13 protein-coding genes are annotated in these 14,892 nt (G+C 73.6%); 11 read left to right on the forward strand and 2 right to left on the reverse strand.

Translation table 11 applies throughout. The features are described from left to right. Positions 1-6: 6 nt before the first annotated feature. Entirely contained in the window at positions 7-1,113 is a 1,107-nt protein-coding gene (gene cydB / locus ACFQTY_RS06445) for a cytochrome d ubiquinol oxidase subunit II (RefSeq protein ID WP_291759091.1), read from the reverse strand. Positions 1,114-1,134: 21 nt separating this feature from the next. Continuing rightward, positions 1,135-2,616 carry a cytochrome ubiquinol oxidase subunit I gene (locus tag ACFQTY_RS06450; protein WP_291759088.1) on the reverse strand — a complete coding sequence of 494 codons (1,482 nt, stop codon included), beginning with the start codon at positions 2,614-2,616 and terminating at the stop codon, positions 1,135-1,137. Between the two features lie 566 nt (positions 2,617-3,182). Here ACFQTY_RS06450 and ACFQTY_RS06455 point away from each other — a divergent pair. The 11 genes from ACFQTY_RS06455 to ACFQTY_RS06505 all read left to right on the forward strand — a co-directional run bounded on the left by ACFQTY_RS06455 (position 3,183) and on the right by ACFQTY_RS06505 (position 14,839). Further along, entirely contained in the window at positions 3,183-6,413 is a 3,231-nt protein-coding gene (locus tag ACFQTY_RS06455) for an Rne/Rng family ribonuclease (RefSeq protein WP_378098634.1), read from the forward strand. Between the two features lie 214 nt (positions 6,414-6,627). Continuing rightward, positions 6,628-6,936, forward strand: coding sequence for a 50S ribosomal protein L21 (gene rplU, locus ACFQTY_RS06460; RefSeq protein WP_291759644.1), 309 nt, complete (start codon positions 6,628-6,630; stop codon positions 6,934-6,936). Between the two features lie 44 nt (positions 6,937-6,980). Next, complete coding sequence (rpmA, locus tag ACFQTY_RS06465) at positions 6,981-7,238, forward strand: 50S ribosomal protein L27 (RefSeq protein WP_263729203.1); 258 nt, start codon at positions 6,981-6,983, stop codon at positions 7,236-7,238. 124 nt (positions 7,239-7,362) lie between these two features. Then, positions 7,363-8,880: a GTPase ObgE gene (obgE, locus tag ACFQTY_RS06470; protein ID WP_291759079.1), complete on the forward strand. Its 1,518-nt coding sequence runs from the start codon at positions 7,363-7,365 to the stop codon at positions 8,878-8,880. A gap of 34 nt (positions 8,881-8,914) precedes the next feature. Beyond that, the gene (gene proB / locus ACFQTY_RS06475) at positions 8,915-10,081 is read left to right on the forward strand and encodes a glutamate 5-kinase (RefSeq protein WP_291759075.1); all 1,167 of its coding nucleotides are present in this window, start codon (positions 8,915-8,917) and stop codon (positions 10,079-10,081) included. Next, positions 10,078-11,391 carry a glutamate-5-semialdehyde dehydrogenase gene (locus ACFQTY_RS06480; protein ID WP_291759068.1) on the forward strand — a complete coding sequence of 438 codons (1,314 nt, stop codon included), beginning with the start codon at positions 10,078-10,080 and terminating at the stop codon, positions 11,389-11,391. The genes proB and ACFQTY_RS06480 overlap by 4 nt, the downstream gene beginning before the upstream one ends. Positions 11,392-11,446: 55 nt before the next feature. Further along, positions 11,447-11,593: a hypothetical protein gene (locus ACFQTY_RS06485; protein ID WP_291759065.1), complete on the forward strand. Its 147-nt coding sequence runs from the start codon at positions 11,447-11,449 to the stop codon at positions 11,591-11,593. 23 nt (positions 11,594-11,616) lie between these two features. Next, the gene (gene nadD, locus ACFQTY_RS06490; protein WP_291759062.1) at positions 11,617-12,213 is read left to right on the forward strand and encodes a nicotinate-nucleotide adenylyltransferase; all 597 of its coding nucleotides are present in this window, start codon (positions 11,617-11,619) and stop codon (positions 12,211-12,213) included. A 1,276-nt stretch (positions 12,214-13,489) separates the two neighbouring features. After that, a complete protein-coding gene (locus ACFQTY_RS06495; RefSeq protein ID WP_291759059.1) occupies positions 13,490-13,714 on the forward strand; it encodes a hypothetical protein in 225 nt (74 codons plus the stop codon). Between the two features lie 19 nt (positions 13,715-13,733). Then, complete coding sequence (gene rsfS, locus ACFQTY_RS06500; RefSeq protein ID WP_291759055.1) at positions 13,734-14,150, forward strand: ribosome silencing factor; 417 nt, start codon at positions 13,734-13,736, stop codon at positions 14,148-14,150. Next, positions 14,147-14,839 carry a histidine phosphatase family protein gene (locus ACFQTY_RS06505; protein WP_378098639.1) on the forward strand — a complete coding sequence of 231 codons (693 nt, stop codon included), beginning with the start codon at positions 14,147-14,149 and terminating at the stop codon, positions 14,837-14,839. Before rsfS ends, ACFQTY_RS06505 begins: the two co-directional genes overlap by 4 nt. Positions 14,840-14,892: the final 53 nt, after the last annotated feature.

The following is a 14,892-nucleotide window of genomic DNA, read 5'->3' on the forward strand; positions in this document are numbered from 1 at the left end:
CGGCCGTCACCGCAGCGACGGGGCGTTCTCGAAGGTCACGTCCACCTGCTCGGGGATGTGGTGCACGCCGATGCGCTTGCGGAACACCCAGTACGTCCACGCCTGGTACGCCAGCACCAGCGGCGTCAGGATCAGTGCCACCCACGACATCATGGTGAGCGTGTAGGCGCTGGACGAGGCGTTGTGGATGGTCAGCGAGTACGCCGGGTCGATGGTGGACGGCATCACGTCGGGGAACATCGCGCCGAAGATCAGCACCACGGCCGCCACGATCGCCACCGCCGAGGCGGCGAACGCCCGCCCGTGGGCGCCGACCCACGCGAACCAGGCCGCGGCAGCGAGGGCGAGGGCTGCGAGCACGAGCGCAGCCCACGTCCAGGCGTTGCGCGAGAAGGCGAGCTGCAGCCAGATCGCCCACACCGCCCCGACACCGAGCGCGCCGAGGGACAGCCGCTTCGCCAGCACGGCGGCCCGCGACTGGAGGTCTCCCGCAGTCTTCAGCGACAGGAAGATCGCGCCGTGGGCCAGGAAGACGGTGGCCGTCAGCACGCCGGTCAGCAGGGCGAACCCGTGCCCGGCGCTCAGCAGGTCGAAGAACCCGCCCGTGTACTGCAGCGTGGTCCGGGTGATGTCCTGGGCGGCGCCCGGGTTGCTCACCGTGCTGGTGACCGGCGAGATCTTCAGACCGGCGACCAGGTTGCCGAACGCGACGCCCCACAGCACCGCCGGGACCCACGAGCCGAGCACCAGGCCCCAGTAGAAGCTGCGCTGCCATCTCGGGGTGCTGATCTTGCCGCGCCACTCGAAGGACACGACGCGCGCGATCAGGGCGAGCAGGATCAGCAGCAGGGGCAGGTACGCGCCCGAGAAGAGGGTGGCGTACCACTCCGGGAAGGCGGCGAACGTCGCGCCGCCTGCGGTGAGCAGCCACACCTCGTTGCCGTCCCAGACGGGGCCGACGGTGTTGATCATCACGCGGCGCTCACGCTCGTCGCGCGGCAGGAAGGGCAGGAGCATCCCGACGCCGAAGTCGAACCCCTCGAGGACCAGGTACCCGGTCCAGAGGACGGCGATGAGGACGAACCAAAGGATCTGCAGGGTCTCGTGGCTCATGGTCTGAAGGCTCCGGCGGTCTCAGTACGCGAAGGACAACGGGCGGTCGACGTCGGTGGTCGTTCCCTCGCCACCGTCCGCGGGGGTGTCGGCGCCGAGGCCGGCGTCGTCGACGCCGCCGGCGACGTACCGGCGCATCAGCCGGTACCACGCGACGGCGAGCACTCCGTACAGCAGGGTGAACAGCACCAGGGAAGTCACCACGGAGCCGGCGCTCACCTGCGTCGAGACGCCCCGCATCGTCAGCTGCCACACCATGTCCGCACCCTCGGGGTTGGGGTTCGGCGCGACGACCCAGGGCTGGCGGCCCATCTCCGTGAAGATCCAGCCGGCGCTCGACGCCAGGAAGATCGTCGGCAGCGCCGCGATGGCCACGGGACGCAACCAGACGTTGTCGCTGACCCGGCCCTTGCGGGTGAGCCACAGCGTCATCAGGGCCAGCAGCGCCGCGAAGGCGGCGAACGCCATCATCAGCCGGAAGGACCAGTAGGTCACCGCGAGGTTGGGGATGTAGTCGACGCCGGTGCCGTACTTCTGCTCGTACTGCTTCTGCAGGTCCGCGACGCCCTTCAGCGTGGAGTTGCAGGTGTTGTCGGCGAGGATCGACGTCAAGCAGGGGATCTGCACCAGGTGCTGGACGCTGGCCGGGTCGTTGTTCAGGCTGCCGACCGTCAGCAGGGACAGCGGGACGCGGGTCTCCGTGTTGACCAGGCCCTCCGCCGCGGCCATCTTCATCGGCTGCTGGCGGAACATCAGCTGCGCCTGCCAGTGCCCGGAGCCGGCCACGACGATGCCCGAGATGACGATGGCCACCAGGCCGAGGCGCAGCCCCGGCCTGTAGACCGCCCGTGCCCGGTCGGTGTCGCCCCGGCGCACCAGCCGGACCATCCACAACGTGCAGACCGCCGCGACGAAGGTGCCGGCGGTCAGGAAGGCCGCCGCGATCGTGTGCGGGAAGGCCGCCAGCACCGTCGGGTTGGTCACCACGGCGCCGAGGTCGTGCATCTCCGCACGGCCCGTCGCGGGGTTGAAGGTCGCGCCCACCGGGTGCTGCATCCAGGAGTTGGCCGAGAGGATGAAGAAGGCCGACAGCGTGGTGGACCCGGCCACGAGCCAGATCGTCGCGAGGTGCACCCGCTTCGGCAGCTTGTCCCAGCCGAAGATCCACAGGCCGAGGAACGTCGACTCGATGAAGAAGGCCGCCAGGGCCTCCATCGCCAGCGGCGCACCGAAGATGTCGCCGACGAACCGCGAGTACTCGCTCCAGTTCATGCCGAACTGGAACTCCTGGACGATGCCGGTGGCCACGCCGATCGCGAAGTTGATCAGCAGCAGCTTGCCGAAGTACTTGGTCAGGCGTAGCCACTCCGTCTTCCCGGAGCGGACCCACAGCGTCTGCATGATCGCGACGAGGGTCGAGAGACCGATCGTCAGGGGCACGAAGATGAAGTGGTAGACGGTGGTGATACCGAACTGCCAGCGGGCCAGGGTCAGCGCGTCCACGCAGGTCTCCGGGGGTCCAGGATCGGGCGGCGGGGCAGGCCCTGCGCCCGTCGCACCTGATGGCGAGGCGGGTCTAGGCCCGTTCGGAACGCTAGGGCTCGTAGGGCCGAGGTCCTAGGACCTAGGTCACGTATGCCGACGCGGTGTCGTCTTCCTGTCGGCGTGGCGTCGGCGTGTCGCGACGCGCTTCTCGGCAGGCGACGACAGACCGCCGGAGGACGGCCCGCAGGCGGCCCGGCGCGCCCGGGCGACGCGGACCAGGCTCGTCGCTCCCGCCTCCGGAGGGGTGCTGTGCGATACTTGCGGCGGACATCGGGCGCCCACACCGCCCTCCCGTCCACCGAGCTCGCAGTCCGGCGCGTCCCGCGTGCCAGCCGCCGCTCGGCCAGGCAGGACGCTCCAGACCGGGGCCGCCCAGCCGGGCCAGCAGGCGATGGCGCCGACGTGCGAGGCCGCGACCCGACCGCCGACTTCCGTCCCGGCCACCGTGCCGAAGGACGACCGACCGCCCGACCAGCACCGTGACGTGTGGGCACGGGGCTGGTGGGTACCCAGGAGCACATCGCGTGACCGAGCAGACCACCCCCGAACCCGTCGACGGCCAGGCTGGCGGGGGTGAGACGGTCCGTCCGCGTCGGCGCCGGGCCACTCGCTCCGTCGCGGCGCCGACGCCGGTGACGCCCCAGGCAGCCGCGGGACCCGAGCAGGAGGTGCCCGTCGCGGCCACCGCCACGCCGTCCGGCGACGCCCCGACCGCCGAGGCGGCGTCGGTCGAGACCGGGACGGCGGGTTCTCCCGCATCCGACCTCCCTGCGGAGCCGTCCGCGGCACCGCGTCGCCGCCGAGCGGTCCGCCGGACCGCGGCGGCCGGCGACGCCCCGGACGCGGCTGTCGAGCCGTCCGCACCCGCTGTCGAGGCGCCGGTGGCGCCCGAGGCGGAGGAGGCTCCCGCCGGTCGTCGCCGTTCGAGCCGTCGTCCGGCGGGCGGCCGCGCGCGTTCGGCAGTGCGGGACGAGACGGTGGAGGTCGAGCCGACCCAGACCGCCGAGCCCGAGGCCGGGGCGGAGGAGGTCGAGGAGGAGCCGCAGGCGGCACCGACGTCGGGCGAGCCGGAGGCGACCGCGCCGGCGGCGCAGACCGCAGCGTCCTACGAAGCCCCTCAGCCGCCCCGGCTGGCGACGACCGCGCTCCTGTTCCAGGCGCCCGATCTCGCCGCGACGCGGCAGCGCCGCCGCCGGGCCCAGGTCGGTGCCGGCTCGCCCGAGGAGATCTCCGAGGCCGCGCGCCGCGCCGAGCGCGCCGATGCAGCCGTGGCCGAGATCGAGACCCCCGTCGAGGCGCCGGTGGCCGAGGAGAGCCAGCAGGGCGGCCGCTCCCGTCGTCGCCGTGGTCGTGGGCGAGGCGAGCAGACCCCCGAGGTGGCCGTCGTCGACGAGGTCGTCGGTGGCGCCGAGCTGGAGGGCGCCGGCGACGAGGCCCTCGACGTCTCGGAGGACGACCTGGACACCGAGGTCGACACCGAGGTCTCGGAGGACGAGCAGGGCGCACCCCGTCGTCGTCGGCGCCGTGGCGGCCGTGGCCGGCGTTCGCGCTCGGAGGCTGGTGAGCCGCTCGTCGGCGCGACCGACGAGCCGTCCGAGGACGAGGAGGAGCCGGCCACCGAGGTCGGCGAGGAGGACGGCGCCGAGGACGAGCAGGGCGCGTCGAGCCGTCGCCGTCGCCGTCGTCGTCGGGGGGCCCGTACGGACTCCGCCGAGAGCGAGCCCCGTTCGCGCACCCGCAGCGACGAGGTGACGGCGCTCCGCGGCTCCACGCGCCTGGAGGCGAAGCGTCAGCGCAGGCGTGAGGGCCGCGACGCCGGACGTCGCCGCCAGATCATCAGCGAGGCCGAGTTCCTCGCCCGCCGCGAGTCGGTGGACCGCGCGATGGTGGTGCGCGAGGCGAACGGCCGGACGCAGATCGCCGTGCTCGAGGACGGGGTGCTCGTCGAGCACTACGTGTCCAACCAGGCGCAGGCGTCGATGGTCGGCAACGTGTACCTCGGCCGGGTGCAGAACGTGCTGCCCAGCATGGAGGCGGCGTTCGTCGACGTCGGCAAGGGTCGCAACGCGGTGCTCTACGCCGGCGAGGTGAACTGGGACGCGGCCGGGCTCGAGGGTCAGCCCCGGCGCATCGAGCAGGCGCTGAAGTCCGGCGACGCGGTGCTGGTGCAGGTGACCAAGGACCCGATCGGGCACAAGGGCGCGCGCCTGACCAGCCAGGTCACGCTGGCGGGGCGGTACCTCGTGTACGTGCCGGGCGGGGGGATGACCGGCATCAGCCGCAAGCTGCCGGACAACGAGCGTGCCCGGCTGAAGAAGATCCTGCGGGACATCGTCCCGGACTCCGCCGGCGTCATCGTCCGGACGGCCGCCGAGGGTGCCAGCGAGGAGGAGCTCCGCGCGGACATCGCCCGGCTCCGGGGCCAGTGGGAGGCGATCGAGAAGAAGTCGGCCAGCGCGTCCGCCCCTGCGCTGCTGCAGGGCGAGCCCGACATGGCGATCCGCGTGGTGCGCGACATCTTCAACGACGACTTCTCGTCCCTGGTGGTCCAGGGCGACGACGCGTGGTCGACGATCTCCGGCTACATCGGTGAGCTCGCGCCCGACCTCGCCGCGAAGGTCAGCCGGTGGACCGGCACGGGCGACGTGTTCGCGGCGCACCGGGTCGACGAGCAGCTGGCCAAGGGCATGGACCGCAAGGTGTGGCTGCCGTCCGGCGGCTCCCTGGTGATCGACCGCACCGAGGCGATGACCGTGATCGACGTCAACACGGGCAAGTTCACCGGTGCCGGCGGCACCCTCGAGGAGACGGTGACCCGGAACAACCTCGAGGCGGCCGAGGAGATCGTGCGCCAGCTGAGGCTGCGCGACATCGGCGGCATCATCGTCGTCGACTTCATCGACATGGTGCTCGAGTCGAACCGCGACCTGGTGCTGCGTCGGCTGGTCGAGTGCCTGGGGCGCGACCGCACCAAGCACCAGGTGGCCGAGGTCACGTCGCTCGGTCTGGTCCAGATGACCCGCAAGCGCGTGGGCCAGGGCCTGGTCGAGGCGTTCAGCGAGACCTGCGAGCACTGCCACGGGCGCGGGTTCATCGTGCACACCGACCCGATCGAGCGGAACGTGCGTCCGGACGCCGGTCAGCAGCAGGCGACGCCGAGCGAGGGGACCGCGAAGCGTTCGCGTCGCAAGCGCGGTGCCGGGGAGCCCGTGGCCACGCCGGCGGTGCCGGTGGTGCCCGTCCTGCCCGAGGCGCGCGAGGCGGTCAAGGCGACGCTGGCGACGATCGCCGCGGCCGCGGCGCACGCCCACGAGCACGCGCCCCAGGAGGGGCACGCGGGACCGGAGGACGTCCCAGCCGTGCCCGAGCTGCCCGCGCGGGACGAGGTGTCGTCGGCGCCCGTCGAGGTGCTCGTGGTCGAGGCGGAGGACGCCGAGCCGGCCGCGGTAGCCGCGGCACCCGTGCTCGACGTGTTCGCCGAGCTGGCGGCGCGTGGTGTCACCGCCGATCCGCAGCCGCCGTCGGGGACGTCGGTCGTGGCCGAGCCGACGGCCGGTGCCGAGCAGGGCGACGCCGAGCAGGGCGACGCCGAGCAGGGCGACGCCGAGCAGGGCGACGCCGAGGCGCTCGCGCTGACCCCGGTGGCACCGGAGGTGTTCGCGGCCGACGGAGAGACGGACGCTGACACGGGCGCCGAGACGGGCGCCGAGACGGGCGCCGAGACGGGCGCCGACACCGGCCCCGAGCAGGTTTGACCACCGCTCTCGCGGTCCGTACCCTGGTGTGTCGGCGCGCTCAGCGTGCCGACCGTGCGTGCCTTCGCTCGTTCCGTGTTGCGGGTATCCGCGACGCGCGGATCCAAGCGACGGACGCCGACGCGAACCCCCAGGCCTGCGGCCACGGGTGTGCGCGGGCGCCGGGGGCATGCAGGTACAGGACGCAGGACGACGAGCAGAGATGAGCAGCAACGTGGTGTACGCGATCGTGAAGGCTGGCGGCCGCCAGGAGAAGGTCGCCGTCGGCGACATCGTCGTCGTGGACCGTCTCGCCGCCAAGGCGGGTGCGACCGTCGAGCTGCCGGCGCTGCTGCTGGTCGACGGTGAGAAGGTGACCGCCGACGCCAAGACGCTGGCCGGTGTCACGGTCACCGCCGAGGTCGTGCGCGACGAGCGCGGGCCGAAGATCGACATCCTGCGGTACAAGAACAAGACCGGCTACCGCCGCCGTCAGGGCCACCGTCAGGACCTCACCCGCCTGAAGGTCACCGCCATCGGCTGAGCCTCGCGCTCGGTCACCATTCGTCGTACGAGAGCAGGTTCGTCATGGCACACAAGAAGGGCGCGAGCTCCTCGCGCAACGGTCGCGACTCCAACGCCCAGCGCCTCGGCGTCAAGCGTTTCGGTGGTCAGGTCGTCAAGGCCGGCGAGATCATCGTCCGCCAGCACGGCACCCACTTCCACCCCGGCGTCAACGTCGGCCGCGGCGGGGACGACACCCTGTTCGCGCTGGCCGAGGGCGCTGTGGCGTTCGGCACGCGGCGCGGCCGCAAGGTGATCGACGTCGTCACGGCCGAGGTCTGACGTCCAGCACAACCGTCGTCGACGAAGGGGCGCACCGCTTCGGTGCGCCCCTTCGTCGTGTGACCATCGAGCTCGACCCCGCACCGGGGTTCCGGTGCACCGACGGATCAGGGAGGAGTGAGCGATGACCACGTTCGTGGACCGCGTCGTACTGCACGCGACGGGGGGAGACGGTGGGAACGGCTGCGCCTCCATCCGCCGGGAGAAGTTCAAGCCGTTGGCGGGACCCGACGGAGGTGACGGCGGCAGCGGTGGCTCCGTCGTCCTCGTCGTCGACCCCCAGGTGACCACGCTGCTCGACCTGCACCGCCAGCCGCACCGACGCGCGCAGCCCGGGTCGCAGGGCATGGGGGACTACCGCGACGGCAGCACCGCGCCGGACCTGGTGATCGGCGTGCCGGACGGCACCGTGGTGAAGTCGACCGACGGGCAGGTCCTCTCGGACCTGGTCGGCGTGGGCTCGCGCTACGTCGTCGCTGCCGGGGGCCGTGGTGGTCTGGGCAACGAGAAGCTGGCCTCGGCCCGCCGGAAGGCGCCGGGGTTCGCGCTGCTGGGCGAGCCGGGCGAGACCGCCGACGTCGTGCTCGAGCTCAAGTCGATCGCGGACGTCGCGCTGGTCGGCTTCCCGAGCGCGGGCAAGTCCTCCCTGGTCGCGGCCATGTCCGCAGCGCGCCCCAAGATCGCCGACTACCCCTTCACGACGCTGGTGCCCAACCTGGGGGTCGTGCAGGCCGGTGCCTCCCGGTACACCGTCGCGGACGTGCCGGGACTGATCCCCGGTGCGTCGGCGGGCAAGGGCCTCGGCCTGGAGTTCCTGCGGCACATCGAGCGGTGCGCCGTGGTGGTGCACGTGCTCGACTGCGCCACGCTCGAGCCCGGGCGGGACCCGGTCAGCGACCTCGACGTGATCGAGGCCGAGCTCGGCGCCTACGCCGGCGACCTCGGCATCGAGGGTGGCCGCGTGCCGCTGATGCAGCGGACCCGGGTCGTCGTGCTGAACAAGATCGACGTGCCGGAGGCGCGTGACCTCGCCGAGCTGGTGCGACCCATCCTGGTGGACCGCGGCCTGCCGGTGTTCGAGGTGTCGACCGCGAGCCACGAGGGTCTGCGTGCCCTGGAGTTCGCCCTGGCGGAGCGGGTCGAGGCGGCTCGTGCCGCGGCCCCCGAGCCGGAGCCGACGCGAGTGGTGCTGCGCCCGCGCGCCGTGGACGAGGCCGGCTTCACCGTGACACGTCGCGAGGCGGCCGGTCAGGTGTGGTTCGCGGTTCGTGGCGGCAAGCCCGAGCGCTGGGTGCGGCAGACGGACTTCAGCAACGACGAGGCGGTCGGCTACCTGGCGGACCGGCTCGCCCGGCTCGGCGTCGAGGAGGCGCTGTACGAGGCCGGTGCGGTGGCGGGTGACGAGGTGCGGATCGGACCGGAGACGAACGCCGTCGTGTTCGACTGGGAGCCGACGCTGCTGACCGGCACGGAGCTGCTCGGTGGCCCCCGCGGCACCGACATGCGGCTGGACGACCGCTCGCGGCCGACCCGTGGCCAGAAGCGGGCGGAGTTCAAGGAGCGGATGGACGCCAAGACCGCCGCGCGCGACGAGCTGTGGTCCGAGCGCGAGGCCGGCGTCTGGACCGATCCCGACCGGTGACCGTCGGCGCGGCGGCACGCCGGTGCGCGGGAGAATGCCCGCCGTGAGCGCCGCCTCGCTGCAGACCAGGGCCCAGCTGCCCGCCGCCCACCGGATCGTGGTGAAGGTCGGGTCGTCGTCCCTGACGGACGGCACCGGCCACCTCGAGCCGGAACGGCTGCGCGCCCTCGTCGACGTGCTGGCCGCCCGGCTCGGTGCCGGGGGGCAGGTGGTGCTGGTGTCGTCGGGCGCCATCGCCGCCGGCATGGGGCCGTTGGGGCTCGTCGCGCGCCCGCGCGACCTGGCCACCCAGCAGGCGGCCGCCTCCGTCGGCCAGGGCCTGCTGATCGCCCACTACACGCGGGCGTTCGCGGCCCACCAGCACCGCGTCGCCCAGGTGCTGCTGACGGCCGACGACACGGTGCGCCGCGGCCACTACCGCAACGCCTACCGCGCCCTGGCCCGGCTGCTGGACCTCGGCGTGGTGCCGGTGATCAACGAGAACGACGCCGTCGCGACCGACGAGATCCGGTTCGGCGACAACGACCGCCTGGCCGCCCTGGTGTCGCACCTGGTGCACGCCGACGCGCTGGTGCTGCTCACCGACGTGGACGGGCTCTACACGGGCCCGCCCGACCGGGAGGGCAGCGTCCGCATCCCCCTGGTCGCCGGTCCGGCTGACATCGAGGGCGTCGACGTGACCAGCCGGGGGAGCGCGGTGGGCACCGGTGGCATGGTGACCAAGCTCGAGTCGGTGACGATCGCGACCCAGTCGGGCGTCCCCGTGCTGCTGACCTCCGCCGCGCAGGCGGCCGCGGCACTGGCCGGCGAGGACGTCGGCACGTGGTTCGCCGCCACCGGGCGGCGCTCGTCCGTACGGCTGCTGTGGCTGGCGCACGCCGCGCGGACCCGGGGCCGGCTCGTGCTGGACGACGGTGCCGTGCGGGCGCTGGTGGAGCGGCACAAGTCGCTGCTCCCGGCCGGGGTCACCGGTTTCGACGGCGAGTTCGAGGCCGGCGACCCGGTCGAGCTCGTCGCACCGGACGGCACGCTCGTCGGGCGGGGGCTCGTCGCCTACTCCGCAGAAGAGGTCCCTGACCTGCTGGGACGCAGCACGAAGGACCTGCGCGCCGAGCTCGGACCGGGGTACGACCGCGAGCTCGTCCATCGGGACGACCTGATCCTGATGCGCCGGCGGGGCCGGGCTACCCTGGACCGATGACCCTCTCCCTCGACGCCGCTGCCGTGGCGCCGGCCGGGCGCACCGGCGACGTGGACGCCCACGTCCGTGAGATCGCGCGGCGTGCCAAGACGGCCTCCCGGGCGCTGGCCACCGCGACCAGGTCGACCAAGGACGCGGCCCTGCACGCGATGGCGGACGCCGTGCTGGCCGCGACGGACGAGATCATCGCGGCCAACGAGCTGGACCTGGCCGCCGGTCGCGCCGCCGGCCTCAGCGCCGGTCTGCTGGACCGGCTCACGCTGACGGCGCCGCGGCTGTCGGGCATCGCGGACGCGCTGCGCGAGCTCGCCGGCCTGCCCGACCCGGTCGGTGAGGTGGTCCGCGGCTCCACGCTGCCCAACGGGCTGCGGCTGCGGCAGGTGCGCGTGCCGATGGGCGTGGTCGGCATGATCTACGAGGCGCGGCCGAACGTCACGGTGGACGCCGCCGGTCTGGCGCTGAAGAGCGGGAACGCCGTCGTCCTCCGCGGCGGTGGCGCCGCGGCGCACAGCAACCAGGTGATCGTCCGGGTGCTCGGCGAGGCGCTGGAGGCGCAGGGGCTGCCGGCCGACCTGGTCCAGTCGATCGACCGGTACGGACGCGAGGGCGCGGTGGCGCTGATGCATGCGCGCGGCCTGGTCGACGTCCTGGTACCGCGTGGCGGTGCGGACCTGATCGCCACGGTGGTGCGCGAGGCGAGCGTCCCGGTGATCGAGACCGGCGTGGGCAACTGCCACCTGTACGTCGACGCGACGGCGGACCCGCAGGCGGCGACCGCCATCCTGCTGAACGGCAAGACGCAGCGCGTCGGCGTCTGCAACGCGCTCGAGACCCTGCTGGTGCACGCCGACGCCGCAGCGGCCTTCCTGCCGTCCGCACTGGCCGCGCTCGGGCACGCCGGGGTGACGGTGCACGGTGACGAACGGACCCTCGAGCTGGTGCCGGACGGTGTCACCGCGGTCCCGGCCACCGACGTCGACTGGGCCACCGAGTACCTCTCGCTGGACATCGCCGTGCGCGTGGTCGACTCGCTCGACGAGGCGCTCGAGCACATCCGCACGTGGAGCACGGGCCACACCGAGGTGATCTGCACCCGCGACCTGGCGGCGTCCGAGCGGTTCGTCGCGGAGGTCGACTCGGCGGCCGTGATGGTGAACGCGTCGTCGCGGTTCACGGACGGCGGTCAGCTGGGGCTGGGGGCCGAGATCGGCATCTCCACCCAGAAGCTGCACGCCAGGGGGCCCATGGGCCTCGCGGAGCTCACCACCACCAAGTGGGTGGTGCACGGCGACGGGCACGTCCGCCCGTGACCCGTCCCGCACCCGTGAGAGACTGGCCGTCCCGTCCCGACCGCTGGAGGTTCCCGTGCAGGCTGCGCTGATCGCCGCCCAGGAGGCCGCAGGCGCCACGTTGCCGTTCCCCGCACCCGTGTTCGGCATCGGCGCGTTCGTGGGGCTCGCCGCCCTGCTGCTGATCACGTCCGCGTTCCGTCACGCGGGCTCGAAGCACTGACCTCCGGCGTCGTCGCGCCGCCCATGACTCGACCACGCGTTGGCGTCATGGGCGGGACGTTCGACCCCGTGCACCACGGTCACCTGGTGGCGGCGAGCGAGGCGGCCGCGCGGTTCGACCTGGACGAGGTGATCTTCGTCCCCACCGGCAAGCCGTCGTTCAAGCAGAACCAGCCGGTGTCGGAGGCGGAGCACCGCTACCTGATGACGGTGATCGCGACCGCCTCGAACCCGCGGTTCTGGGTCAGCCGGGTGGACGTCGACCGGCCCGGCCTCACGTACACGGTCGACACGCTGCGGGACCTGAAGTCTCAGCGTCCGGGTGCCGATCTGTACTTCATCACGGGAGCGGACGCCGTCGCGCAGATCCTCACGTGGAAGGATGCCGACGAGCTGTTCACCATGGCGCACTTCGTCGCGGTCACCAGGCCGGGGCACACGCTGTCGGTGGACGGGCTGCCGGGGGATCGCGTCAGCGTGCTCGAGATCCCCGCGCTGGCCATCTCCTCGTCAGACATCCGGGCACGGGCGAGGACCGGCATGCCGGTCTGGTACCTCGTGCCGGACGGCGTGGTCCAGTACATCGGCAAGCACAGGTTGTATCGAGGTCCTGATGAGTGAACCCGGAGAGCGCCGGCGGCGCCGCGAGAGGGAGCGTGCTGCCTCCGAGGCCGCCGTCCCTGCGGAGGAGACCGCCACGGGAGCCGCACGCGCACCCCAGTGGGCGCCGTCGGCGTCGTCCTGGCCGGAGCCGACCCGTCCCCAAGGACCGTCCGGGACGGAGCAGCCGGCTCGGCCTGATGCGCGCCCTCCGACGGCGTCCCGCCGCGCGCTGCGCGAGCAGTCGACGCCCGGTCAGCCGACCTCCGGGGGGACGCCCGTGTGGGCGGCACCACGGCCGACGTCCGGTCCGACGTCGGGCTCACGGCCCGCCCCCGCTGCGCCCGCCGCCGTCCCGGGCCGTTCGACGCTGGGCCCGACGCCCCGGAGCGCCGCGACGCCCGGCCGTGTGCCACCCCCCGTACCCGCGCAGGGGTCGGTCGCACCGCCCGCCGGTCCGACGCAGGGCGGCGTCCGTCCGCCGGTCATCTCCGACGCGGCCTACCGCTCTCGCCGCGCGACGCGCGACACGCTCGACCCGACGGCGGGTCCTCGCTCGTCGATGGCGACGTCGGGCGCGTCGGCAGGTGCCCCGCAGGGTGGGGCGCCCGCGGGGGGTGCCGCACCGACGTCGGGCCTCGCCGGACGCCCCGCCGCGGCCACCGGCTGGGGACCGGCGACGAGCTCCCCATCGTCGGCCAATCCGTCCCCAGGTCCGTCTGCGGCGCCGCCGGCCCGCAACCCGGTGCCGCGGGAGGCCTCGGCACCACCGGCGCCTCCCTCCCGCGCCGCCTTCGCACCCGCTCCGTCGAACGGCAGCACGCCTCAGGGCAGGCCGAGCGACGCGAGCCAGCCGGGTCGCGGGGCCGCGCCCACGTGGGCGCCGGGTGCAGCCGCTGACTCCGCCACGCGCGGACCACGCGCGCAGAGCGCGCCGTCGTGGGCTCCCGAGGGCCGTGCCGCTACCTCGGGACGGCCGGCGGATGCCCCGCAGGCCCCGGCCCAGTCGTGGCCGTCCTACGGCTCGACCCCGGCTGCAGCGGAGCCGGTCGCCGGACAGCGGCCCGCGGCCTGGACGCCGGCTCGTGCGGAGGCGGCACCGACCATCCAGGCGCCCGCGCCGTCGCCCGCAGTCCTCACGCCCCCGGCGGAGCCACGTCGCGGCTCCTGGGCGGTCGTGGAACCCGATGGGGCTCCCGCCCCGACCCCGACCCCGGCAGCCCGGCCGGCCGGTCCCGCCGCGGCGTCGCCCGAGGTCCCCAGCGCACCCTTCCCGTCCCCGCGGACGGCCCCGCCCGTGGACCTGGACGACGAGGACGACGAGCCGGTCGCGCGCCGTCATCCCTACACGTGGTTGCACCTGATCGTCCTGGTCATCGTGGCGTTCGTGCTCGGCTTCCTCGTCGTCGCACTGTGGAACCACGGGCGCCCGTCCGGCTCGTCCGGCGCCGAGGGAACCTCGTCGCACTCCGTCGTCTCTGTGCTGGCCACCGCCGTCGCAGACCCCACCACCGCGCTCTGACGCGCCACCGAGGAGCCCCGTGCCCGCATCCGACCGTGCCCTGCAGCTGACCTATGCCGCGGCGCACGCCGCTGCCGACCGCAAGGCGCAGGAGATCATCGCCCTGGACGTGAGCGCCCAGCTGGTGCTCACCGACGTGTTCCTCATCGCGTCCGGCACCAACGAGCGGCAGGTCGGCGCGATCGTCGACGCCGTCGAGGAGGCCCTGTTCAAGCTCGGCGCGAAGCCGCTGCGGCGAGAGGGCAAAGGTCAGGGCCGGTGGGTGCTGATCGACTTCGGCGACATCGTCGTGCACGTGCAGCACGCCGAGGACCGGGTCTACTACGCCCTCGAGCGGCTGTGGAAGGACTGCCCGGTGATCGAGCTGCCGGCTGACTCACGGGGTGTCGAGCAGCAGGAGCGCGCGGGCCAGGAGCACGAGGACCTCGGGGAGTGACCGCCGGACGCGTGCTGCTGTGGCGGCACGGACGCACGGCGGCGAACGCGAGCGGACGGCTGCAGGGTCAGATCGACATCCCTCTCGACGCCGTCGGCCGCTGGCAGGCTCGCACCGCTGCCGCGACGATCCTCGCCCGGTACGAGCCGACGGTGATCGTGTCGTCGGACCTCTCGCGGGCGCAGGCCACCGCCGAGTACCTGGCCCGCGGTGCCGGCCTGCCGCTCTCCGTGGACCCGCAGGTGCGCGAGCGCAGCTTCGGGGAGTGGGAGGGGCTGACCGGCGAGCAGATCGACCAGCGCTGGCCGGACGAGTTCGCCGTCTGGCGCGCCGGTGGCGACCCCGTCGGTGTCGGTGCCGAGTCGCGGGCCGACGTCGCGGCACGCCTCGGTGCGGCGGTCCGGGCCCACGCAGCGGCGCTCGGACAGGCCGACACGCTCGTGGTGGTGTCGCACGGGGCGGCCATCGCACTCGCGGTGGGTGAGCTGCTGGGGCAGGACCCGGCATGGCGCGGGGTGATCGGCCTGCAGAACGCGCACTGGGCCGACCTCAGCCCCTCGCACGGGCCGGTGGCACCGGACTGGCGGCTGCACGGCTTCAACCTCGGCCCGACGGACGCTTCGCGGGACTGGGACGCGGGGCCCGACGCACCCGCCGAGGCGGAGTCGCAGACCCGGAACCCGGATTAGCGTTCGGGCCGGGGATCGTCCTAGACTCTCCAGGCGCCCTCCGGGGCGCGGCT

This window comes from Cellulomonas sp. T2.31MG-18 (assembly GCF_964266755.1).
Classification (GTDB): Bacteria; Actinomycetota; Actinomycetes; order Actinomycetales; family Cellulomonadaceae; genus Cellulomonas.